Annotated in this window: 26 protein-coding genes; 19 read left to right on the top strand and 7 right to left on the bottom strand. The window is 40.6% G+C overall.

What is annotated here, in order from left to right:
• Positions 1-56: 56 nt before the first annotated feature.
• Positions 57-761 (bottom strand): tetratricopeptide repeat protein, encoded by a 705-nt coding sequence (locus F959_RS15605; RefSeq protein ID WP_004882031.1) that lies wholly within the window; start codon positions 759-761, stop codon positions 57-59.
• 379 nt (positions 762-1,140) lie between these two features.
• Here F959_RS15605 and F959_RS15600 point away from each other — a divergent pair, with 379 nt between their 5' ends.
• The 6 genes from F959_RS15600 to F959_RS15575 all read left to right on the top strand — a co-directional run bounded on the left by F959_RS15600 (position 1,141) and on the right by F959_RS15575 (position 4,571).
• Positions 1,141-1,668 (top strand): PadR family transcriptional regulator, encoded by a 528-nt coding sequence (locus F959_RS15600; RefSeq protein WP_004882029.1) that lies wholly within the window; start codon positions 1,141-1,143, stop codon positions 1,666-1,668.
• 33 nt (positions 1,669-1,701) lie between these two features.
• Positions 1,702-1,998 (top strand): DUF3861 domain-containing protein, encoded by a 297-nt coding sequence (locus F959_RS15595; RefSeq protein WP_004882027.1) that lies wholly within the window; start codon positions 1,702-1,704, stop codon positions 1,996-1,998.
• 11 nt (positions 1,999-2,009) lie between these two features.
• A complete protein-coding gene (locus F959_RS15590; protein ID WP_004882025.1) occupies positions 2,010-2,288 on the top strand; it encodes a DUF2798 domain-containing protein in 279 nt (92 codons plus the stop codon).
• 186 nt (positions 2,289-2,474) lie between these two features.
• On the top strand, positions 2,475-3,422 hold the full coding sequence (locus tag F959_RS15585; RefSeq protein ID WP_004882023.1) for a pirin family protein: 948 nt from the start codon (positions 2,475-2,477) through the stop codon (positions 3,420-3,422).
• Complete coding sequence (locus F959_RS15580) at positions 3,419-3,817, top strand: OsmC family protein (RefSeq protein WP_004882022.1); 399 nt, start codon at positions 3,419-3,421, stop codon at positions 3,815-3,817. The genes F959_RS15585 and F959_RS15580 overlap by 4 nt, the downstream gene beginning before the upstream one ends.
• 97 nt (positions 3,818-3,914) lie before the next feature.
• Positions 3,915-4,571, top strand: coding sequence for a glutathione S-transferase (locus F959_RS15575; protein ID WP_004882021.1), 657 nt, complete (start codon positions 3,915-3,917; stop codon positions 4,569-4,571).
• A gap of 61 nt (positions 4,572-4,632) precedes the next feature.
• Here the strand turns inward: F959_RS15575 and F959_RS15570 are convergent, their stop codons facing one another.
• Together F959_RS15570 and argS are read right to left on the bottom strand one after the other, a co-directional pair.
• Positions 4,633-5,241, bottom strand: a complete 609-nt coding sequence (locus F959_RS15570; RefSeq protein WP_004882018.1) for an SPOR domain-containing protein — start codon at positions 5,239-5,241, stop codon at positions 4,633-4,635.
• 327 nt (positions 5,242-5,568) lie between these two features.
• Positions 5,569-7,368, bottom strand: coding sequence for an arginine--tRNA ligase (gene argS, locus F959_RS15565; protein WP_004882017.1), 1,800 nt, complete (start codon positions 7,366-7,368; stop codon positions 5,569-5,571).
• Between the two features lie 533 nt (positions 7,369-7,901).
• Here argS and F959_RS15560 point away from each other — a divergent pair.
• A complete protein-coding gene (locus tag F959_RS15560; protein ID WP_004882015.1) occupies positions 7,902-9,599 on the top strand; it encodes an NAD-dependent malic enzyme in 1,698 nt (565 codons plus the stop codon).
• 42 nt (positions 9,600-9,641) lie between these two features.
• Here the strand turns inward: F959_RS15560 and F959_RS15555 are convergent, their stop codons facing one another.
• Positions 9,642-10,562, bottom strand: coding sequence for a Dyp-type peroxidase (locus tag F959_RS15555; RefSeq protein WP_004882012.1), 921 nt, complete (start codon positions 10,560-10,562; stop codon positions 9,642-9,644).
• A 159-nt stretch (positions 10,563-10,721) separates the two neighbouring features.
• Here F959_RS15555 and F959_RS15550 point away from each other — a divergent pair, with 159 nt between their 5' ends.
• Positions 10,722-11,348, top strand: coding sequence for a LysE family transporter (locus tag F959_RS15550; protein ID WP_004882011.1), 627 nt, complete (start codon positions 10,722-10,724; stop codon positions 11,346-11,348).
• Here the strand turns inward: F959_RS15550 and znuB are convergent.
• The 3 genes from znuB to F959_RS15535 are packed head-to-tail and all read right to left on the bottom strand — an operon-like array spanning position 11,345 to position 13,425.
• Positions 11,345-12,163: a zinc ABC transporter permease subunit ZnuB gene (gene znuB, locus F959_RS15545; protein WP_004882008.1), complete on the bottom strand. Its 819-nt coding sequence runs from the start codon at positions 12,161-12,163 to the stop codon at positions 11,345-11,347. The genes F959_RS15550 and znuB overlap by 4 nt on opposite strands.
• Before the next feature lie 3 nt (positions 12,164-12,166).
• A complete protein-coding gene (gene znuC / locus F959_RS15540; RefSeq protein WP_004882005.1) occupies positions 12,167-12,955 on the bottom strand; it encodes a zinc ABC transporter ATP-binding protein ZnuC in 789 nt (262 codons plus the stop codon).
• Positions 12,928-13,425, bottom strand: a complete 498-nt coding sequence (locus F959_RS15535; RefSeq protein WP_004882003.1) for a transcriptional repressor — start codon at positions 13,423-13,425, stop codon at positions 12,928-12,930. The genes znuC and F959_RS15535 overlap by 28 nt, the downstream gene beginning before the upstream one ends.
• A 164-nt stretch (positions 13,426-13,589) precedes the next feature.
• Between F959_RS15535 and F959_RS15530 the strand changes: the two genes are divergently transcribed.
• From F959_RS15530 to F959_RS15480, 11 genes are all read left to right on the top strand, one after another.
• A complete protein-coding gene (locus tag F959_RS15530; protein WP_004882001.1) occupies positions 13,590-14,429 on the top strand; it encodes a metal ABC transporter substrate-binding protein in 840 nt (279 codons plus the stop codon).
• 170 nt (positions 14,430-14,599) lie between these two features.
• Entirely contained in the window at positions 14,600-14,998 is a 399-nt protein-coding gene (locus F959_RS15525; RefSeq protein ID WP_007478356.1) for an ATP synthase subunit I, read from the top strand.
• Positions 14,999-15,096: 98 nt separating this feature from the next.
• Positions 15,097-15,972, top strand: coding sequence for a F0F1 ATP synthase subunit A (atpB, locus tag F959_RS15520; protein WP_004674085.1), 876 nt, complete (start codon positions 15,097-15,099; stop codon positions 15,970-15,972).
• Between the two features lie 82 nt (positions 15,973-16,054).
• Positions 16,055-16,300, top strand: a complete 246-nt coding sequence (atpE, locus tag F959_RS15515) for a F0F1 ATP synthase subunit C (RefSeq protein WP_000424060.1) — start codon at positions 16,055-16,057, stop codon at positions 16,298-16,300.
• A 39-nt stretch (positions 16,301-16,339) separates the two neighbouring features.
• The gene (locus tag F959_RS15510) at positions 16,340-16,810 is read left to right on the top strand and encodes a F0F1 ATP synthase subunit B (RefSeq protein ID WP_004881997.1); all 471 of its coding nucleotides are present in this window, start codon (positions 16,340-16,342) and stop codon (positions 16,808-16,810) included.
• Between the two features lie 11 nt (positions 16,811-16,821).
• Positions 16,822-17,358, top strand: coding sequence for a F0F1 ATP synthase subunit delta (locus F959_RS15505; protein WP_004881995.1), 537 nt, complete (start codon positions 16,822-16,824; stop codon positions 17,356-17,358).
• A gap of 42 nt (positions 17,359-17,400) precedes the next feature.
• On the top strand, positions 17,401-18,945 hold the full coding sequence (atpA, locus tag F959_RS15500; protein WP_004881993.1) for a F0F1 ATP synthase subunit alpha: 1,545 nt from the start codon (positions 17,401-17,403) through the stop codon (positions 18,943-18,945).
• A 77-nt stretch (positions 18,946-19,022) separates the two neighbouring features.
• A complete protein-coding gene (gene atpG / locus F959_RS15495; protein WP_004881992.1) occupies positions 19,023-19,892 on the top strand; it encodes a F0F1 ATP synthase subunit gamma in 870 nt (289 codons plus the stop codon).
• 30 nt (positions 19,893-19,922) lie between these two features.
• A complete protein-coding gene (gene atpD / locus F959_RS15490) occupies positions 19,923-21,317 on the top strand; it encodes a F0F1 ATP synthase subunit beta (RefSeq protein ID WP_004680053.1) in 1,395 nt (464 codons plus the stop codon).
• 17 nt (positions 21,318-21,334) lie between these two features.
• Entirely contained in the window at positions 21,335-21,754 is a 420-nt protein-coding gene (locus F959_RS15485) for a F0F1 ATP synthase subunit epsilon (protein ID WP_004881989.1), read from the top strand.
• Positions 21,755-21,906: 152 nt separating this feature from the next.
• Positions 21,907-24,087 (top strand): hypothetical protein, encoded by a 2,181-nt coding sequence (locus tag F959_RS15480; RefSeq protein WP_004881987.1) that lies wholly within the window; start codon positions 21,907-21,909, stop codon positions 24,085-24,087.
• The last annotated feature ends 24 nt before the right edge of the window (positions 24,088-24,111 follow it).

The following is a 24,111-nucleotide window of genomic DNA, read 5'->3' as shown; positions in this document are numbered from 1 at the left end:
TTTCGTATAAGGTGTACTATATAAATCTAAGAAATCTTAAAATTTTGTAAATGATCCTAAGGTGCTAATTGAGATATGATGATTTCGGCATTTTCATGTCCTTGGGCTGCTGCCTGTTCAAAGAAACTTTTAGCTAAGTTATAATCTTGAGGAATACCTAGACCTTTTACATATAAAATGCCTAAATTAAATTGAGCACTAGCATGTCCTTGTGCTGCAGATTTTTGATACCATTCTGCTGCTAATTTATAATCTTGAGATACACCATCGCCATATTCATACATCACACCTAAATTATATTCACTATCAGCATGCCCCTGAGCTGCTGCCTGTTCAAATAGACTTCTAGCTAAATTATAATCTTGAGGAACACCCGTCCCATTAGCGTAAAAATTTCCTAGATTATATTGAGCATTAGCACGCCCTTGAGCCGCGGATTTTTGATACCATTCTGCTGCTAATTTATAATCTTGAGATACGCCATCGCCATATTCATACATCACACCTAAATTATATTCAGCATCTCTATTAGATTTTTTGGCAGCCTCGTCAAACCATTTTTTTGCTAGCTCATAATTATGCTCAACGCCAACTCCATGAAGATATAAAAGTCCTAATTTTACTTGAGAATCATCATCCCCTTGAGTTGCAAAATCCGTAATTTGTTCAATATTTGGGTTCATATATTCCTGCTCTGTTTTTGCATAAGTTATATTCAAGGTAATGAAATATAATAAACAAAAAATACGTACTGATTTCATTTCTAAAGCTACGAAAAACTTAACTTATCTAATACTAGTAAATCTCTCTTATCATATCCATTTCACATAATGGGCGTTATATTAAAATAAATTAAATTTTTCAAATCTTTATAAAATTAATTTGAACTTTATAAAATGTAGAAAGGTTGTGTTTGGAATAACTTATTTACTTTACAAAAAATTTTGATACTTATTGCCAGTAAAAAGAGCGCCTAGTCGCTCATTTTTATTACTTAATTCTTTTAAATCTCTTACTTAAAAATAAATAACTCATTAAATATCAAAATCTTAAAATTTAAAAGATATATCTTAACTTGCCATAAGATTATTTAAGATATATCTTAATATTCATAAATTGTGCAATATGAGAAAAATAAAGATGAAACATCAATCAGATCATCATGAAGGCGAACATGATTCACATTATCGAGAGCATAACCGAACAGGTCGTCGTGGACGCTTGTTTGAATCAGGTCGCATGAAACTGTTAGTGCTGCATCTCATTCAGCAAAGCCCAAAACATGGTTATGAAATTATTAAAGAAATTAGTGATCTAGTGGGTGATGGATATACGCCCAGTGCGGGAACGATTTATCCAACATTAACCAATTTGGAAGAAATGAATTTTATCTCATTGCTAGATGCAGAGCGTAAGCAATACCAAGTCACTCAGCTTGGTGAGGCTTATTTACAAGAGCAACAAGATAAGCTTCTAGCATTGCTAGAAAAACTAAGACTTAGACATGAAATTCATAATAACGATCAGCTCATTGAGATTCATCGAGCAATGGAAAACCTTAAAACAGCACTGCGTCTAAAACTCAATATTGCTGATTTACAGCAAGAACAGATTTACCAAATTGCTGAAAAGATCGACCAAGCAGCAATAGCAATTGGCCGTTTATAAATACTTTATCCAATATCAATTTAGAGAAAACTCATGAAACAACATCAATACCATGTCACCGTGCAACATTTAAAAGATGCCAAAGGGCAGGCTTCAACGTACACCGAGCGCTTAGAGTTTTACACAGGCAATCATGATGATATTTTCCAAATTGTTGAACGCTTAAAAAGTGCTAAATTTTTTGATGATCAAACCACTAAATCTTTTGCTGTGGGCTTAAAGCTTTTTAGTGAAGTCATGTTGGAACATAAAGATCATCCATTATTCGAGGAGTTCTTACCGCAGTTTGGTCAATTCATGAAAAATCTAAAACAACATGTAAAGAAATAGGCTTAATCAATATGGATGCAAATAGCGTGCAACAAACAAAGAAGCCATTGTTTTCTAAATTACCTGCAAAATACGCCGCTTGGATTATTCCATTGATATTGTCAGGGCTGATGAGTGCAACATTATCATGCATTAACTTATTGATGAATATCGGGTTGATCGATGGTTTTACGATAAAATGGCTTTCAACTTGGCTATTCTCATGGTTGATTGCTTATCCCGTGGTCTTGATTTTCTTGCCATTAGTAAGACGTTTAACCAGCCTAATTGTGGATATGACACCGCAATAAGCTAGTGTCATATAGATCAATGTATTTAAGGTTAAATGTATTAGGAATGAAATGAATTAGTGAAATTTGGATTGTCTCATGGATGGCACTCAGCGTATTACCAAAAGACTATATAGAAGCTAGATTGTGTTGTTAAGATCAATAAAACAACTCATTGCAATAGCATAGGTAAAAGAGAGCGAGATCATGAGCAATAATAATGATTACGATATTTCAGATTCAAAAGACTGCGAAACCTACATCAATCAATTTATTCAAGACTTTAAAATTCGTTCCGCAGAAATTGGCAAGGGGACAGTGATTAAGCGGGCTTTACCTAGCCGCAATAAGCGTTTAGTTGGGGCATGGTGTTTCCTTGATCATGCTGGGCCTGTGAGTTTCCCTGCAGGAGATGGTTTGGATGTCGGGCCACACCCCCATATTGGTTTGCAAACATTTACATGGATGATTGAAGGCACCATGATGCATACCGATAGCCTTGGTTCTAAACAACTGATTCGTCCAAAACAGGTCAATCTCATGACTGCGGGGCATGGGATTTCACATACTGAAGTTGCACCAGATACAGAAACCAAGATGCATGCAGCGCAGCTTTGGATTGCTTTGCCTGATGATAAACGCAATATGAATCCGAAGTTTGAACACTATCCAGAATTGCCTGTGGTAAGTAAAGATCAAGTTGAATTTACTGTGTTGGTTGGTGATTTCTTAGAGACAGTTTCACCAGTGCAAGTTCATAGCCCATTGGTTGGTGTAGATCTCACGGCACAAGCTAACACCAAAACTCGTATTCCACTCAATCCAAAATTTGAATATGCCTTCATGGCATTAGAGGGGACAGCACGCGTAAATGGGCATGAATTGGATGCTGATAATATGGTGGTGTTGGAAACAGGTTTAACGGAAATAGAAGTTGAACTGACGCAAGGACATCGTGTGCTATTGATTGGTGGTGAGCCATTTGAATCACCGATCTTACTGTGGTGGAACTTCGTTGGGCGCACCATGGAGGATTTGCAACAAGCTCGTGAAGATTGGATTAAACATGATGCACGTTTTGGCGAGATTGCTGATTATCAAGGTAAGCGTTTAGAAGCACCTGTATTGCCTGAGCAAATGAGGGCTTCAAAATGAGTATTATCGCAAGTTCAAAAGTCCAAACATTTGCTGAACCTTGGAAAGGTGAAGTCACAAGTGGCAAACATCATTATTTGACAGATAAACCCGAATCTTTTGGTGGTCATGATACTGGGCCAGCACCTTATGATTTTCTAACAGCAAGTTTAGCATCATGTACCATGATCACTATGCGGATGTATGCACAACATAAGGAAATCGAGTTGGGGGAGTTTGCAGTGGAGGTCGATTTCTATACCAATCGTGAGCAGCAAGAGCATATTGAGCGTCGAGTAATATTTGAACAACCTATTTCACAAGACTTAAAAGAAAAACTTCTCAATGTCTGTAGCAAAACCCCTGTTACTAAAACTTTGTTACGTAGTTTAGACATTCAGACCATGATTCTTTAAGTTGATAGTGCTATTGTGCTTTGGCAAAACATAATTCTAAACGCAACTGTTAGAGGGACTAAAAACGGCAGTTGCGTAGCACAAAGCAGGCACAAAAATGATTACCTTACATTATCTACAATGTTCTCGTTCATTCCGAATATTGTGGGCGTTAGAGGAACTTGGTATCGATGATTATCAAGTTGAGCTTTATCAAAGGACCTCAAGTTACGCAGCTCCAGAAGATCTCAAGCAAATTCATCCGCTTGGGAAAGCGCCAATTTTAGTTGATGATGGTGATGTGATTGTTGAATCTGCTGTGATCTTGGATTATTTGCAGCAACGCTATGATCAGCAACAACAATTTAGACCGCAAGATGTGAAAGATCAGCGCCAATATTATTATTGGATGCATTATGCAGAAGGCTCTCTCATGCCTTTATTGGTTATGACCTTGGTGATGAATAATGTCAGCAAGCATGTGCCTTGGATAGTTCGACCAGTTGCAGAAAAGATTACTGATGGGGTAAAGGCTGGATTTGTCCGTCCTCGTGTCAAAGAACATATTTTGTATCTTGAGCAATATTTATCAAAGCATGATTACTTTGCAGGTGAATTTTCATTTGCCGATATTCAGATGGCATTTCCATTGATTGCATTACAAAAGCGTTTACATGGAAAATATCCTAATATTCAAGCATTTGTACAGCGTATTCAACAGCGTTCAGCCTTTCAAAAAGCTGAACAAAAAAGCCTTGATTCCGAATGCTCATAATGTGGTGATCAAAACAAAAAAGGAACGATTTATCGTTCCTTTTTTATGTTCTATCTTTTGATTAACGTTTAATCACGATTGAATCAATTCCGCTATGTTGTAGTGTTTGTTGTGCGGCTAAAGCAGCATCTTGGCTATCATAAGGCCCTGAAAAAACACGATACCATGTTTGACCATTTTCGACAGTTTTTACCACATCCGCAGACAAGCCATTCAAAATAATCTCCGCGCGTCGTGCATCAGCACTATCAGGATCAGGATAACTACGAACTTGTAAAATATAAGTTGCTGCGACGGGTGTAGTCGGCTCAGTTGGTGTTAGTGTTGCTGAATCTTCGGTTGTCGTAGTTTCAGGCTTAGGTGATTCAATAATGACCACGTTGCCTTCTTGCTTGGTTTCAGGAACAGCTTGTTCAGGAATAGGCGTAACTTGTTGCTGCGGTAGTAAATCATAGAAGCGATAATCCTTGTTGGTATCTTCTTCTTGATAATGTTCAGAGGTCACTTGTGTTTTTGTCGGGACGGGTTGCCAAGGTTGCCAAAGCATCAGCATAACGGCAACACATAGGATCGCTAGAATTGCCACAAGCATTCCTAGCCACTTGGGAATAAGTGGTTTCTTGGGCTTATTTGGTCGTTCAGATACACCACGTTGCGTTTTTCCAAACACCTGAAATTCCTCTTGATCCTATTATGTTATTTGTAACTTGAATCTTCTGAGAAACAAAGCACTATCTGTAAAAAATAATGCTTTGTTTGTCGTATTTTTATCAATATATCGTCTAGTGAAGCGGTTGAGAAAGCAATAGCAAACGAATGACGATATCAAAATGCTGGCGAGCAACATTGTTTTGAGCATAGCTTTTGCTAATTACATCGCTACGCGGGCATAGCCATTGTCTTGCGACGATGTACAAAGCATTACTTTGCTGATTACATCACTACGCGAGCATAGCTCTTGTCTTGCAGCCATGTGTAAAGCTCTCGCTTCACTTTATTACATGGCTTCAGGTGCAGACACCCCTAAAAGCTCTAAACCGTTGCGTAATACTTGCTGTACGTTAACTGAAAGTAGTAAACGTGCTTGAGACAACGGAATATTTGTTTCATCAACAAATTTTACGCCATCTTGAGCATACCAACCATGAAATAGTGCTGCTAAATCTTTCAAATAATTGCCGATTTGGTGTGGTTCACACACGTTTGCTGCACGAATAACAATCTCAGGATAAGCTGCTAATTTCGCTAGAATTTCTGTTTCTGTGTCTAAAGTTAAAAGATCAGCAACTTGGCGTGCAGATGCGACATCAAATGCAATTTCTTTTTCTTTAGCACGGTTAAGGATACTGTTGACACGCGCATGTGCGTATTGGATGTAATACACAGCATTGTCTTTACTTTGTGAAACTGCAAGGTCTAAATCAAAGTCGATGTGTTGTTCAGATTTACGCATCACGTAGTAGAAACGCGCCGCATCGTTGCCGACTTCTTTACGCAAATCACGTAAAGTCACGAACTGACCTGAACGAGATGACATTTGTACCATCTCACCGCCACGCCATAAACTGACGAATTGAACTAAAAGTACAGTTAGTTTCTTTGAGTCATAACCCATTGCGTCGATTGCAGCTTTCACACGTGAAATATAACCGTGGTGGTCAGAGCCCCAAATATCAATGAGGTCTGTATAGCCACGTTGTAGTTTATTTAGGTGGTAAGCAATATCAGATGCAAAATAAGTAGTTTGACCATTACGACGTTTAACAACACGGTCTTTCTCATCGCCAAATTCTGTCGATTTGAACCAGATGTTGCCATCTTTTTCGTAGAGGAAACCACGCTGATCAAGTGTTGCTAATGCTTCATCAATCTTTTCTGTCAATGATGCTTCGCTAAACCATTTATCAAAGGTCACACCAAAGTCAGCAAGATCATCTTTGATGTCATCTAAGATCGCGTGTAAAGCTGCTTGATGGAAAACACGATAGCCTACGCCTAACTGTTGTTGCGAGTTTGCGATTAAACCATCGATATGTTTCTCTTTGTCGCCTGAAAGGACAACTTTATTGCCTTCCGCATCAAGTTCTTCGGCGTATTGAACATCTTCAGGAACATCTTTATAGATATCGGCAACAGGGCGTACATGCGCATCGCCATCTTCATCAATAATGCTTTGAGCGATCTCTTTTACATAGTCGCCTTGGTATGCATTTTTAGGGAAGACCAGTGTTTGACCTGTAAGCTCTAAATAACGTAAATAGGTCGATGTTGCCAAAATATCCATTTGGCGACCAGCATCATTGACATAGTATTCGCGATCAACTTTAGCGCCAGTTGCTTCTAATAAGTTTGCAACGGTCATACCGTATGCTGCGCCACGACCATGACCCACGTGTAGGCTAGAGGTCGGATTTGCAGAGACAAATTCAACTTGGATTTTCTTGGCTGCATTAGCTTGACTGCGACCATATTGATCTTTTTGTGCTTGAATTTGATCAAGTACAGCAAAACGTTGGTCTGCATTTAAAAAGAAGTTGATAAAACCAGGACCAGCAATTTCAGCTTTGGTGATATCAGCCACTTCAGGTAATGCCGCTAAGATTTTTTCAGCAAGATCGCGAGGTTTCATACCTGCTGCTTTTGAGCCGATCATTGCAATATTTGAAGCAAAGTCACCGTGACTTCGGTCTTTGGTACGGGTTAAATGGCTCGTGTTTGTCCAATCTGAAGGAAGTACCCCTTGTTGTTGAAGGGATTGCACCGCATGATCAAGAGCTGCTTGTATTGCCGTATTCATAGTTACCGAAATAAATGTCGCGGAAAAACGCTAAATATAGCAAATTTCGCCCCATTTAGGGGAGACATTTCCGCTGTAAATGCATAAATTTGGTAATTCATACCCTATAGAGTGGAGTGTGCTTTGAAAGTTTTTGTATGGTGATAATCGAAGATTTGATGATTAGATTCTGCTCATTCTCAATTGATAAAGGATGAGGAAAGGAAAGAATTGGAAATACGTGAAATATAAAATGAATATTTTGAAAATAGATTTTGGTATTTTTAAATAAAATGATTTAAATACAAATTAAAGATTAAAGAAAAGTGATGGAAGGATAAGGTGCTTATAGCGTATTTCTGTAAATGTTTGAAATAAAAGTATTTGCTTGGATTGTTTTTATAGTATGTTTTTATTGAATACTCAGCAAAATGAGTATCACTTTTTAAAATACCATTTTTATGAGAAATGGCCTTAAGCTTATAGGTACAAAGCATTTTGCAAAGTATGAAAGACATACTTTTCAGATGCTAAGCAGGCAAATGAGATAGGCAATGACATCAGGAAACCCAAATAAACACTCTCTTTACATCCCTTATGCAGGTTATACACTTTTAGAGTTACCACTACTCAACAAGGGTTCTGCTTTTACCCAAGAAGAACGTAGCAATTTTAATTTACACGGTTTACTGCCTCATATTATTGAGACCATAGAAGAACAAAGCCAGCGCTCGTATCAACAGTTCTGTGCATTTAATGACGATATAAATAAACACATCTATTTGCGCAATATTCAAGATACTAACGAAACGTTGTTCTATCATCTGATCGAAAATCATTTAGAAGAAATGATGCCAGTGATTTATACGCCGACGGTGGGTGAAGCATGTCAGCGTTTCTCGGATATCTATCGCCGCCATCGTGGTATTTTCATTTCATATCCAGATCGCGATTTTATTGAAGATATTTTGCAAAATGTGAATAAAAACAATGTAAAAGTCATTGTGATTACGGATGGTGAGCGGATCTTAGGTTTGGGTGACCAAGGGATTGGTGGTATGGGTATCCCAATCGGTAAGTTGTCACTTTATACCGCTTGTGGTGGGATTAGCCCAGCTTATACGCTACCGATTACCATTGATGTTGGAACCAATAATCAACAGCTGCTAAATGACCCGATTTATATGGGATGGCGACAGCCACGTATTAGCGGTGATGAATATTATGATTTTGTCGATAAAGTCATTACTGCAATTAAGCGTCGCTGGCCTAAAGCCCTAATTCAGTTTGAAGATTTTGCGCAAAAAAATGCGATGCCGCTTTTAGAAAAGTATCGTGACAAAATCTGCTGCTTTAATGATGATATTCAAGGCACGGCTGCGGTTTCAGTCGGTAGTTTATTGGCAGCGAGTAAAGCTGCTGGCAAGCAGTTAAAAGATCAGGTTGTAACGTTCTTAGGTGCTGGCTCAGCAGGCTGTGGTATCGCAGAGCAAATTATCCTACAAATGGTGGCAGAAGGTCTGACAGACGCTGAAGCGCGTGCGCGTGTGTTTATGGTGGATCGTTTTGGATTGATTACTGAAAATCAGCCAAACTTACTCGATTTTCAACGTAAGTTAGCGCAAAAGGCCGAAGTTGTAGAGCAATGGGCAAATATCGATGAAGTGATTTCATTGATGGATGTTGTACAGAATGCCAAGCCGACGGTATTAATTGGTGTTTCTGGGCAACCGGGACTCTTCACTGAACAAATTATTAAGACAATGGCACAGCACTGTGAACGTCCTATCGTGATGCCTTTGTCTAACCCAACCTCTCGTGTTGAAGCTGTTCCAGCAGATCTCGTGCAATGGACGGAAGGGCGAGCCTTAATTGCAACAGGTAGTCCATTTGCTCCAGTGAACTATCAAGGTAAGTTGTATCACATTGCACAATGCAATAACTCTTATATTTTCCCGGGTATCGGTTTGGGTGTTGTAGCGAGTGGTGCGACTCGAATCACTGAGAATATGTTGATGGCATCGAGTCGTGCATTGGCAGATTGCTCACCATTGCTTCAAGATCCGCAGGCTGATTTATTACCATCATTAGGTGAGATTCAAAGTGTTTCAAAAGTGATTGCGTTTGATGTTGCAAAAGCTGCGATTCAGGATGGCGTTGCTGTAATGATCAATGATGAGTTGCTGAAACAAAAAATCGAAGAGTCTTTCTGGCATCCAGAATATCGTCGCTATAAGCGAATTCCATTCTAATAGAACGAAAAAAGGAGCTTATGCTCCTTTTTTATGCCTCTTTTACGCCTCTAAAATTTCTTCAAGTAGCTCATCACTAGGTGCAAAATAATACGCGCCATCGATTGCCGTAGTGAAATGCAATAGGCGATCATGGATACCGTCACCGGATGTGCCAAACATGCGCTGTAACATGGCATCGATAATGGTTAAGTCATTGGTATAAGCCACGAAAAATAAACCTTGCTCACCATTACCATCGCCATAAGGCAGGCTGTGGCGTAAGATTTCCATTTCTTCACCTTGTTCATCTTCAACCACGGTTCGAGCAACATGTGCATTTTCAGGTTTTACGTCATCATCTAACTCGATTGATTCAAGTTTGGTGCGACCAAAAACATGCTCTTGTGCATCGACTTTGAGTTTTTGCCATTTCGCTAAATCATGAATATAGCGTTGAGCAAAGATAAAGCTGCCATCTGCAAAAGTATTGGCTTGTTCAGGAAGCAGCGCCGTTTCAGCACGATCATCTGGGAACTGAGGGTTTTCAGTACCATCAATAAAGCCTGTCATATCACGACCATCAAAGAAGCGGAAGCAGGCACGCTCATCTAGAACTTCAACTTTATCCTGAATGCCGTGAAAGAAAGCTTGGCTAATTGCAAAACAAATATCTGCTCTTGCACTGGCAATATGAATAAATACATCCGCAGGAACGACAGGCATATTAAAAGCACCTTGCTGAGGATCAAGTTGCTTAAAGCCCTCAGGCGTTTCTGAATAAAGTTTTGCCCAAAGCTCAGGACCAAAAGCGATGGCTGTTTTGATCTGATCATTTGGATGCTGGGTAATTAAACGGTCACGAGTCGATAGTAATGCTTCAATTTGTTGTTTTAATTCAGAAACAGTTAAATCTTTTAAACGTAAAACAATAAAACGTGCATGATCAGAAGGTAATGGAAGAATGACAGATTGAGCAGTCATTAATATCTCCTCAGTTATTTTTAGAAAGACGACAAAAAGAAATATTGTGCCTGATGTTGTTGCTGCTTAATAGTTTATTTATTCTTTTTTACTGTATGAAATAGCAGCAAATTGCGGTAATAAAACGGTATAATTCCACTTTTATTTGTCTGTTTAATTATGGCCTTTCAAGTGTGGTTTGCCTTCATGTTGGCGTGTTGGGTGATTAGTCTCTCTCCGGGAGCAGGTGCTATCGCATCGATGTCGAGTGGTTTGAACTATGGCTTTAGGCATGGTTATTGGAATGCGATTGGTCTTCAACTGGCTTTAATCATTCAAATTTTGATTGTCGCGGCAGGGGTGGGGGTACTTTTTGCCACAACGCCTTGGGCATTCCAAGTCGTGAAATGGTTTGGTGTGATTTATTTGTTGTATTTGGCTTATGCGCAGTGGACTGCACCTGTTCAAACGATTGATATACAAACTGAACAGAAAAATACATCAGCTTCGTTGTTGGTCTTCAAAGGCTTTATCGTCAACATGAGCAATCCTAAAGCGATCGTCTTTTTATTGGCGGTACTGCCGCAGTTTTTAGATTTAAGTCGACCACAATGGCTGCAATATCTGATCATGGCAATCACGATGGTGATGATTGATTTAATCGTGATGGCAGCTTATACAGGACTCGCATCAAAAATATTGAGGTTACTTCGCTCACCGAAACAACAAAAATATTTAAATCGTAGTTTTGCTGTAATGTTTAGCTGTGCGGCGGCATTGCTGAGTGCCATTCAGCAAGCGAGTTAATCACTTACTGACGAAGGTGCGATTGATTTAAATTTTTGCGCTGCAAAAATTGCTGCGAAAGTAAGTGCCATACATAACACAATGCTTAAACCTGTTGCGATATTTAAGGCAGCACTCGACCATAAACCGACAGTTACGCCAAATTGTGCTAAAACAAAAGCCCAAATCACCATTTGTTTGGGGGAATGCGCGAGTAAACGGGCACTTAATGCAGGAATAACCAGTAGTGCGCCCATAAGCAATGAGCCAACGGCACGTAAAGCGAGGACGGTAAATAATGCGAGTAGCAACATAAAGATCAGGCGTTGCCAGTTAGCATTGACCCCTTCACTCATGGCAATATCTGGATCAATCGCAATTTGAATTTGTGCAGACCAAGCGCGGTAGAGTACGACAAGTGCAGCACTGATCACGATTGCAAACATGGGTAAATCAGCCCATTCGATACTTAATAGATCACCAAATAAATAGCTGAGTAATTCAGGACGTAAGCTCGGTACTTGCTGAATTAGTAGTAAACCTGAACACAGGAGTGTGGCTGAACAGAGAGCAAGCAGTGCATCATTGGGTAAGCGTGAATCATGCAAAATCCATAAAATTGCCACTAACAGTGCAGCTAAACAGCCAACCCCTAGCCAAAAGGGTAAATGTAGAATTCCTGCGATTGCCACACCGAGTAAAGTACCGTGTGCCATCGTGTCGGCAAAGAAAGACATTCTTCGCCATAGCATCAGACAGCCGAGAGGGGCGGTGAGAAAAACTAACAAACTCCCCATGATCCAAGCAGGTAAGAGCAGTTGTAACCATTCCATCATGGCTTAGACCTTTGGTTCTGGGTGAATATGTGGGCGAGGGTCATGTGAACAAGGTTCAGCATGGTCACTATGTCCACAATGATTATGGTGATGCTGATAGAACATTCGTTGTGTACCAAAAATCGCTTGATACTCTGGATGCTGCTGGATGCTCTCAGGTAAACCGCTACAACAAATATGTTTGTTTAGACATACAACACGATGAGTACCTTGCATCACCCATTGTAGATCATGGGAAACCATCAGCACAGCGCAACCATAACGTTCAGGTAGGCTACGAACATATTCATAAAGTTCAGCTTCGGACTGAATGTCTAAACCTTGCATTGGTTCATCAAGTACTAAAATGTCAGGTTGGCGGAGTAAAGCACGGGCTAAAAGAACGCGTTGACGTTCACCACCTGAAAGTTGCTGTACCTTGGATTGCTGTAGTTTTTGAATACCTGTATCGCGAACAATTTCTTGACGAAGATTACTTTCGCAAATTTCTAAATCCAGTAGATCTTGCACACGTAAAGGAAGGCTAGCAGAAGGGTTGAACTTCTGCGGTACATAAGCCATTTTTAATTTTTTAGAAAAATGAACCTTTCCTTTATTTGGCGACATAATGCCAAGCAAGATTTTAATTAATGTTGATTTGCCAGCACCATTCGGGCCGATGAGCGTCACAATCTCTTTTGCCTGCAAAGCGAAATCGACATTACGCAAAATATCCCGTTCATCTCGACGAACAGAAATATTCTCTAATCGAATAACGGGTGGTGTTACTGGTGTGTGCTGCACTGATGACATTTTCCTGAAATCTCAATAATGCTGTGTTGAGCAGAAAATTGGTCTGAGGCAGCAAGTTGATCAAGTTGTTGAATTAAGCCTTGAGCTGAAGCTTCTTTTACAGAATGACATTCAGTACAAATTAAAAATGCCGCCTGATGTCCTTCGCGCGGATGACAACATGGAATATAGGCATTAATAGAAGTCAGGCGATGAATTAAGCCTTTTTCTAATAAGAAATCCAATGTTCGATAAACTGTAGGTGGGGCAGCAGGGCGATCTGCTTGACCTTTTATTTTTGCCAATAAGTCATAAGCACCCATTGGTGCAGAGGCATTTAAAATGAGTTCAAGCACTTCTTTACGTAAAGGTGTGAGGCGTGCGCCAACCGCAGTACAAAGAATCTCTGCTTCAGCAAGTCGAGCTTTGATATCATGATGGCCGTGAACACCGTGTAAAGCATTATCATGTTCATGTGAACAAGAACTCATAAGTTGTCCTCATTGTTTTGCAGCTATCATACCATGCAAATCATTTATAACTATCTATATATAGTAGACATCACGATAGGTAGCAGGGTATAGCAAAAATAGACGTAGGCAATCATCCACTTTTGTTATATTATAACATGCTTCGCTTTTTGAGTAATACTGTGATGTTCCGCCTTCTCATTTTTGTTTTCGTTTCGATGTTCAGTACATGGGGGTGGACGCAAAGTTTAGTTGTGTCAACACATCCAATTTACTTGATTGCGAAAGAAGTGACCAAAGATGTAGAAGAGCCTGTGTTGCTATTGGGTGATCAAAGTGGTCATGATGTACAACTTACACCAGCACATCGTAAGGCAATTCAAGATGCTTCTTTGGTGATTTGGTTGGGCAAAGTTCATGAAGCACCCTTAGAAAAACTACTCGGGCAGAACAAAAAGGCGATTGCACTTTTAGACTCAGGCATTTTAACAATTTTACCGCTACGTAGTTTGCGTGGTAATGCTTTACCGAATACGATTGATAGTCATGTGTGGCTAGAGCCAAATAATGCCGTTCGTATTGCGTTCTTCATCGCGACTTTACGTGGGCAACAGTATCCAGAAAATAAGGCAAAATATCTTGCCAATGCTAAAGACTTTGCTCAGCAGATGTTACAAGCATCACAACAATTCGATAGTTCGAATAAAGCCAAGCCATATTGGTCTTATCACGATGCCTATCAATATCTTGAAAGAGCCTTAAATCTAAAATTTTCAGGTGCGCTTACGGATGACCCTCATATTGCGCCAACAGCTGCTCAAATAAAATACTTAAAAGATAACCGTCCGAAGACACAAATGTGTTTGTTGGCTGAAATTTCAGCAACGCCAAGTCAATATCAGAAACTGAACCCATTAGTTTTCGAGTCAGTCGATGAAAGTATGCGTGGAGATGACAATTTCGTGACTGCTTGGAAAAAATTGGCTTCAAAAACCGATAAGTGCGTATTAAGTGCGCAAAAATGATGAAAAAAATAAAAATGAGTTGACTCTATCGTCAGAAAATATGGTAACGAAAAAAGCAGACTTAAGTCGAGAAAAGATTGCATGTTCAGGGGTGTAACTCTATAATGCCTGCGATTCGAAACGATCATCAACAAAACTTGTCAAGCAGTTACGCTGTAAGTGGGTAAAAAATGAGCCGAACTAGTCGCATGATTGACCGACGATTAGCAAAAGCTTTGGTCTTCTTACAAGCATGTATGATTCCTGTTGCAGCATTACTTGCATGGGCGATTAAAGATACAACTGCCGCGTTAAGTGCTGCGCTTGGAGCTTTGGTATGTTGGTTGGCACATTGTTATTTTGCTTGGCAGTCGTTTAGAACGGCAGGCGCTAGAGCATCAAAACAAGTCATGCTGAACATGTATCGAGGGATGCTTGGTAAGTTTGCGATTGTGATCGTGGGTTTTATATTAATTTTGAGCAATGTTAAACCGCTGTCACCGGTTGCATTGTTTAGTGGATTTATTCTCGTACAAGCGATGTCGTGGGTCGCGCCATTTTGGGTGTCGCGACTACAAAAACGAGGGTAAAACACATTTGAGATTTTTGGGAGTAGAAGCGGGGTCATTGCAGTCCGCAAGATTCGTTTCTCTCCTTTTTAATGATTGACATTGACCAGGTGTGATTTATGGCTGCTGAAGAACATGCCCTGACTTCGACCGAGTATATCAAGCATCACTTGACCAATATGACCTATGGCAAAATGCCTGATGGTACATGGAAGTTAGCTGAGACTGCTGAAGAAGCTCAATCGATGGGGTTCACTGCAATTCACTTGGATTCAATGGGTTGGTCTATCGGACTTGGTGTGATTTTCTGTTTGTTATTCTGGACAGTTGCGAAAGCTGCAAATGCGGGCGTTCCAACTAAATTCCAGTCTGCAATTGAAATGATTATCGAGTTTGTAGACTCAAGTGTACGTGATACTTTCCACGGCAAATCACGCTTAATTGCTCCTTTATCATTGACCATTTTCGTGTGGATTTTCCTCATGAACGCAATGGACTTGATTCCTGTTGACTGGATTCCTTATCTAGCTCAACAAATTGGTGCAAGCGTATTTGGTATGGACCCTCACCACGTTTACTTCAAGGTTGTTCCATCTACTGACCCTAACATTACTTTAGGTATGTCGTTGTCAGTATTTGCGTTAATTTTGTTCTATAGTATTCGTGAAAAAGGGATCGGCGGTTTCGTCGGTGAATTGGCACTTAACCCATTTAACCCAAGTAACCCAGTTGCAAAAGCGTTATTGATTCCAGTGAACTTAATTTTGGAATTAGTAACTTTCCTTGCTCGTCCAGTTTCGTTGGCTCTACGACTGTTCGGTAACATGTATGCGGGTGAGTTGATCTTCATCTTGATCGCATTATTGCCGTTCTGGATCCAGTGGGCGTTATCTGTGCCTTGGGCTATCTTCCACATTCTTGTAATCACGCTGCAAGCATTTATTTTTATGATGCTGACCATCGTTTACTTGAGCATGGCAAGCGAAAAGCATTAATGGTATTGCCTAACTATCACCTGATGGTTGGGCTTAAATTTTAGTTTAATTTGGTAATAACCTAACCTCTGAGGAATTTTTCATGGAACTCACTTTAGGTCTAGTTGCAATTGCATCTGCTATCTTGATCGCTTTCGGTGCTTTAGGTACTGCGATTGGTTTCGGTCTTTTAGGTGGTCGCTTCTTAGAAGCTGTTGCTCGTCAACCAGAATTGGCTCCACAACTTCAAACTCGTATGTTCTTAATCGCGGGTCTTCTTGATGCTGTGCCTATGATCGGTGTTGGTATTGGCTTGTTCTTCATCTTCGCTAATCCATTTGTAGGTTAATAGCTTAATTCCTAAATCCACATATTGAGGAATAGCGAAATGAATATCAACCTCACATTGATTGGTCAAGCAATTGCATTTGCGATGTTCGTCGCATTCTGCATGAAGTTTGTTTGGCCACCACTAATCAATGCGATTAGTGAGCGTCAGCGTAAAATTGCTGATGGCTTAAATGCTGCTGAAAAAGCAAAAGCTGACCTTGCTGATGCGCAAGCACAAGTTAAGGCAGAATTAGACGCAGCAAAAGCACAAGCGGCTCAATTGATCGAACAAGCGAACCGTCGTGCAGCACAATTGGTAGAAGAAGCTCGTACCCAAGCATCAGCTGAAGGTGAGCGTATTCGTCAACAGGCGAAAGAAACTGTTGATCAAGATATCAATGCTGCTCGCGAAGAATTACGTCAACAAGTTGCTGCTTTGGCAGTTGCTGGCGCAGAAAAAATTCTGAACCAACAAGTTGACGCAGAAGCTCATAATGCCATGCTGACTCAGCTGGCTGCTAAACTTTAAGCGAGGCGAATATGGCTGAACTCTTGACGTTAGCACGCCCTTACGCCAAAGCAGCATTTGCTTATGCATCTGAGCAGAATGCAACTGACGCTTGGTCAAATGCGTTACAACTGCTCAGTGCTGCGGTGCAAGATGAAGCATTTTCCGCTTATTTAAATCGCCCTGAGCTGACTCCTGCGGAACAAGTAGGTCTTTTTGCTAAGGTTTTAGGTGAAGATCAATCTCAATCAGTGTCGAACTTTTTGACACTTCTTGCAGACAATGATCGTTTAACTTTATTGCCTGAAATCGAAGCAGAATACGAATTACTTAAATCGCAGAACAACAACACATTGGAAGTAGAAGTTGAATCTGCTTTCCCAATTGATGCGACACAAGAGCACATTTTAGCTCATGCGCTTGAAAAACGTTTCAACAGAACAGTTCATGTTACTGTTAGCGTTAATCCAGCGTTAATCGCAGGTGTTGTGATTCGTGCAGGCGACCAAGTGATAGATGACTCTGCGCTTAACAAGCTTGAAAAAATGCGGACTCGTCTTCTTGCGTAATTGCAAAAAGACTGAACTTAAAAAAGATTGAGGAATAGCGCAATGCAACAACTGAATCCATCCGAGATCAGTGCGCTCATTAAACAGCGTATCGGCGATCTGGACACCAGCGCGACCGCTAAGAATGAAGGTACCATCGTCATGGTATCTGACGGTATCGTGCGTATTCACGGTCTTGCGGATGCAATGTACGGTGAAATGATCGAATTCGACGGCGGCTTATTTGGTATGGCACTGAACCTAGAACAGGATTCAGTGGGTGCCGTTGTTTTAGGTAACTACCTAAGCCTGCAAGAAGGTCAAAAAGCTCGTTGTACAGGTCGTGTATTAGAAGTTCCAGTTGGTCCTGAACTTCTTGGCCGTGTCGTAGACGCTTTGGGTAATCCAATTGATGGTAAAGGCCCTATTGATGCAAAACTTACTGATGCTGTTGAAAAAGTAGCACCAGGTGTAATTTGGCGTCAGTCTGTCGACGAACCTGTTCAAACTGGTTATAAATCAGTTGATACCATGATCCCTGTAGGTCGTGGTCAGCGTGAGTTGATTATTGGTGACCGTCAAACTGGTAAAACAGCAATGGCGATCGATGCGATCATCGCTCAGAAAAACTCTGGCATTAAATGTGTATACGTTGCGATTGGTCAAAAACAATCAACAATTGCAAACGTTGTACGTAAGCTAGAAGAAACTGGCGCTATGGCGTATACAACTGTTGTCGCAGCTGCGGCAGCTGATCCTGCAGCAATGCAGTATTTAGCTCCGTACTCTGGTTGTACAATGGGTGAATACTTCCGTGATCGTGGTGAAGATGCGTTAATCATTTATGATGATTTGTCTAAGCAAGCTGTTGCTTACCGTCAAATTTCATTATTGTTACGTCGTCCACCAGGTCGTGAAGCGTATCCAGGTGACGTATTCTATCTTCACTCTCGTCTTCTTGAACGTGCTTCTCGCGTTTCTGCTGACTATGTTGAGAAATTCACTAACGGCGAAGTTAAAGGTCAAACTGGTTCTTTAACTGCATTACCGATTATTGAAACTCAAGCTGGTGACGTATCTGCATTCGTACCTACAAACGTAATTTCGATTACTGACGGTCAGATCTTCTTAGAAACATCATTATTCAACGCAGGTATCCGTCCTGCTGTGAACGCGGGTATCTCTGTATCTCGTGTTGGTGGTTCTGCTCAAACTAAGATCATCAAAAAATTGTCTGGTGGTATCCGTACCGCTTTAGCGCAATACCGTGAATTGGCTGCGTTTGCTCAGTTTGCTTCTGATCTTGACGAAGCAACTCGTAAGCAACTTGAACATGGTCAACGCGTAACTGAGTTAATGAAGCAAAAACAATATGCTCCTTACTCTATCGCTGACCAAGCTGTTTCTGTATATGCATCTAACGAAGGCTACATGGCTGACGTTGAAGTGAAGAAAATCGTAGACTTTGATACTGCGTTAATCTCTTACTTCCGTTCTGAACATGCTGCGTTAATGCAACAGATCGATGAAACTGGTGATTACAACAAAGACATCGAAGCAGCGATCAAATCAGGTATTGAGAGCTTCAAAGCGACTCAAACTTACTAAGTTTATCTTTAGTTAAGTTTGGTTCACGGATCAACCTTCGAAGGCTCGAAAGAGCTTTCGAATACTAGGTTAAGCGTATGGCAAATTTAAAAGAAATTCGCGCCAAAGTAGCTAGTATCAAGAGCACGCAAAAGATTACTCGCGCGATGCAAATGGTAGCTGCTTCGAAAATGCGTCGTGCGCAAGAGCGCATGGCTCAGGGCCGTCCGTATGCCGATAATATGCGCCGTGTAATTGCTCACTTGGTACAAGCAAACCCTGAATATAAACACCGTTATATGGTTGACCGCCCTGTTAAGCGTGTTGGCTATATCGTTGTGTCTTCAGATCGTGGTTTGGCAGGTGGCTTGAACATTAACTTGTTCAAGAAAGTTGTGCAGCATGTCAAAGCACAACAAGAGCAGTCAATTGAAGTTGAATTTACTTTGATTGGTCAAAAAGCGGTTTCGTTTTTTAAAAGCTACGGCGGTAAAGTGCTTGGTGCAACTACCCAACTTGGCGATGCGCCAAGCTTGGAACAGTTAACTGGCTCAGTACAAGTCATGCTTGATGCATTTGATAAGGGCGAATTAGATCGTATCTACCTCGTATCAAATGGCTTCGTTAATGCAATGACTCAGCAGCCTAAAGTAGAACAACTTGTTCCTTTAGCACCAGCAGAAGAAGGCGATGATCTCAACCGTACTTATGGTTGGGACTATATCTACGAACCAGAAGCAGAAGAATTGTTAAATGGTTTGTTGGTTCGCTATATCGAGTCTATGGTTTATCAAGGTGTGATTGAAAACGTTGCATGTGAGCAGTCAGCTCGTATGGTCGCGATGAAAGCAGCGACAGACAACGCAGGACAATTGATTAAAGACCTACAACTCATTTACAACAAGCTGCGTCAAGCCGCGATTACTCAGGAAATTTCCGAGATCGTTGGCGGTGCCGCTGCCGTTTAACATTATTAAGTTTGAATTGAGGAGACAGCAATGAGTAGCGGTCGTATCATTCAGATCATCGGCGCGGTTATCGACGTCGAGTTTGAGCGCAATAGCGTTCCTAAGATCTATGACGCTCTCCAAGTTGACGGTACTGAAACTACTTTAGAAGTTCAGCAACAGCTTGGCGATGGTGTTGTTCGTACCATCGCAATGGGTTCTACAGAAGGTCTTAAACGTGGCCTTAATGTAACTAGCACAAATGCACCGATTTCTGTTCCTGTAGGTCCTGCTACGCTTGGTCGTATCATGGACGTATTAGGTCGCCCAATCGATGAAGCAGGTCCTGTAGCGACTGAAGCGCGTTTACCGATTCACCGTCAAGCACCTTCTTATGCTGAACAAGCAGCTTCTACTGATCTTTTAGAAACTGGTATTAAAGTCATCGACTTACTTTGCCCGTTCGCGAAAGGTGGTAAAGTTGGTTTATTCGGTGGTGCGGGTGTTGGTAAAACCGTTAACATGATGGAGTTGATCAACAACATCGCTAAAGCGCACTCAGGTTTATCTGTATTCGCTGGTGTTGGTGAGCGTACTCGTGAAGGTAACGACTTCTATCACGAAATGAAAGATTCTAACGTTCTTGACAAAGTAGCAATGGTCTACGGTCAGATGAACGAGCCACCAGGTAACCGTTTACGCGTAGCGTTAACTGGTTTGACTATGGCTGAATACTTCCGTGATGAAAAAGACGAAAATGGTAAAGGTCGTGACGTATTATTATTTGTCGACAACATCTACCGTTATACACTTGCAGGTACTGAAGTATCAGCATTGTTAGGTCGTATGCCATCTGCGGTAGGTTACCAACCGACACTTGCAGAAGAAATGGGTGTTCTTCAAGAGCGTATTACGTCTACTAAATCTGGTTCGATCACATCGATCCAAGCAGTATACGTACCTGCCGATGACTTAACTGACCCATCACCTGCAACAACGTTTGCTCACTTAGATGCAACAGTAGTATTGAGCCGTGACATCGCATCTTCTGGTATTTACCCAGCGATCGATCCACTAGACTCTACTTCACGTCAGTTAGACCCATTAGTTGTTGGTCAAGAGCACTATGAAATTGCACGTTCTGTACAGAACGTATTGCAACGTTATAAAGAGCTTAAAGACATCATCGCAATCTTGGGTATGGATGAGTTAGCTGAAGAAGATAAATTGGTTGTTTACCGTGCGCGTAAAATCCAACGTTTCTTCTCTCAACCATTCCACGTAGCTGAAGTATTTACTGGTGCTCCTGGTAAATTAGTACCGCTTAAAGAAACGATTCGTGGCTTTAAAGGTCTATTAGCTGGTGAATACGATCACATCCCAGAACAAGCGTTCTATATGGTTGGTGGTATTGACGAAGTGATTGCTAAAGCTGAGAAACTCTAATTTAAGGAGATCATCTCATGGCGACTATGCAATGTGATGTCGTAAGTGTTAAAGAGTCGATTTACTCTGGACAAGTTACGATGTTAATCGCAAAAGGTGCGGGCGGTGAATTAGGTATTTTACCTGGGCATGCGCCACTCGTAACTTTACTCCAACCGGGCCCGATTCGTGTTCAGTTGGAAAATGGTACAGAAGAAATCGTTTATGTATCAGGCGGTGTGTTAGAAGTTCAACCTCATGTTGTTACGGTGCTTGCAGATACTGCAATCCGTGCTGACAACTTAGATGAAGCAGCAATTTTAGAAGCTCGTAAACAAGCTGAACAATTGCTTGCAAATCAAAAGAGTGATTTGGATTCTGCTGCTGCACTTGCTTCGCTTGCAGAAACTGCAGCTCAGCTCGAAACGATTCGTAAAATCAAGAATCGTGCACTTTAATCAGTGTCGATTTAAGATTGAGAAAGCCACCGTAAGGTGGCTTTTTTATTCGCCAAAAACATAATAAGATGGTGCTTTAGAGAAATTATTAAGTTGTCGATCTCAGTTTTTATTTAATAAATAGCGCTTATAAAAATTCGATTAGGAAGTGTATGTTAGCAAGCAATGTCTTAAAGTTGCGTTTAGATCGCATTGAACAACAAGGGCATCATTTATCGGTAAAAGATCAATTGAAGCTCGTGACATTGGCTCAACCTGAATTAACAGCAAGTTTTTACACTCAAATTTTTCATCAGATATTACCGAAGCATTGGTTTTTTCAACATCATACAGCCGAAGATATTCAATGTTCGTTAAGACTCATCCATCTTATTGATCAAGTCTTCATTCGTCATTATTCAAAACATGCGTATCGTTATGAATGGTTTGAGCAAGGATTAATGTTTAGATTGCAATATGCCAAGCAAGCATTGAGCCCCAGTGAGAGAGCTGAGATCATTGCACATTTAGATCAATGTAAAGATAGCGCATTAAAGTTGAGTATCTTAAAACAGCTCAAGGATGAATATGATGATATTCAACTGACGCTTGCTTTGGCTGAGTTGTCCTATCGTTTGGCAGATTGGCCAACGGCAATAGAAAACTATCATGAATTGTTACAACAGCAACCTGCGCAGCCTGAACAGGTTTATTACAACTTTATTCATTGTCTTTTAAGTCGAAATCATTATGTGAATGAGCAAGGGCACAGTGATGTGGTTGAGGCTTTAGAACATCTAGGAAACTTAGATCAAATTCGACAACAAGCACGCTATCAGCAGCTTACTCATTGGGCAGTGTCATTGATATTGCCTGAAACTTTGCAAGCAGAAGCAATTAATAGGGAAAATCCTTTTTCTGATATTCAACAAAAGCTAAAAGAGATTGGTTATTCACTCAATCATTGGCTATCAGCAGATGAATATCGCATTCCTTATTATAAAAACATTGTAGAAACAGCACCTAAGTTGCTTAACAATCAAGAGATTGTGATGCATTTAGATCGCCACAAAGTTGCAAATCATGCGTTGCAGACTATATTTTCAGATCGTGATTTGAAATTAGTGAGTGGTGTCAATGCTTCGAGTCATAGTCTTGGGTTTATTTGGAATTATTTACAGATTAACCCATTAGTTTTAGATGCTCTAGTGACAGCATCAAATGGTGAGCCAGAAGCATTTTATAATTTAAAACAAATTCCAGCGCCAAATTTCGATCATCAAGCTGCTCTGTTACAGCTTTCATCCTATCTCGCAAAACAGCAAGTGGCGTATAACTTAACGCAACAAGGGCATAGCATTGAGTTTGTAGAACATGCTCATTTAGCTGGTTTTGATCTGATTGTTGATGGAACGCCAATGCAGGTGAAATGTAGTTTGGAGCGGGAGAGCATTGAGGACTTTGCAAAAAGTCATCCACATATTGCGATCATTGTGAATATTGAGTTGGCCGATTTACAGGAACATTATCCATCCGTCTTTGCTGATTTAGCGCTGAGTTATGAGTCTGTACAACGCGCGGCACAAAATAGTCTGCAAGGTTCAGGACATGTAGATGACTATCTGCCTGTTCCTTTGATGAACACTGGCTTTGCAGTTTATCGTAATTTTCATACAACTCGACATCAACTATCGATCCGCCCTGATTGGCAGTATAAGCCGAATCAATCTTTGGTAAAAAATAGTTTGGCGATTGGCGCTGCAATAGGTGGTATTGTTTCAGGTTCGATTGGCGCTTTTGTGGTAGGTAGTTTTGCAGTTTATCGAACATGGCGGATTCAAAAAATAGAGCAGCGTAAGCCCTTACAAGAAAAGCAGCAGTTGCTAATGCAACGTGATCATTTGATGTACTTGCTCGTCGATTTTGCAGAGTGGTTCAATCACAATTTATTGAAATACCGTGTTGATTTATATGCTTATCAACTAAGACAAGTTGAAATGAAGTTAATGGGTAAAATCCCTGAACTTGTACTTTCTACGACGTTATTTGCTTATAAATTTGAAGCACATCAGCGTGCTGAAAAATTGTATCAATGGATTGAAAAACAACTGGCACACGACAATCCAAAATATAAGATTCAAGCGGGTTGGGTGGCTTTGGCACAATCCAGTCAATTTATATCGATCGAACTAAAACAACGTGTTCAAGAACTTAATCTTGAGTTGGAAAAATATAAAAAAATGACTCAGTATGGTCTGACACTCTCGTCTTTAGAGCAATCGGATGCTCATAGAAGATCACATCAACAAATGACCGCGATGGATAGGCGATTTAAAGTTCCATCGCAATCTTAGTATTCTTATTAGTTTGAAAATGAA

The sequence above is a fragment of the Acinetobacter venetianus RAG-1 = CIP 110063 genome (genome assembly GCF_000368585.1).
GTDB classification, from domain to species: domain Bacteria; phylum Pseudomonadota; class Gammaproteobacteria; order Pseudomonadales; family Moraxellaceae; genus Acinetobacter; species Acinetobacter venetianus.
The sequence above is the reverse complement of the archived record's forward strand: the minus strand, read 5'-3'. Positions and strand labels throughout refer to the sequence as shown.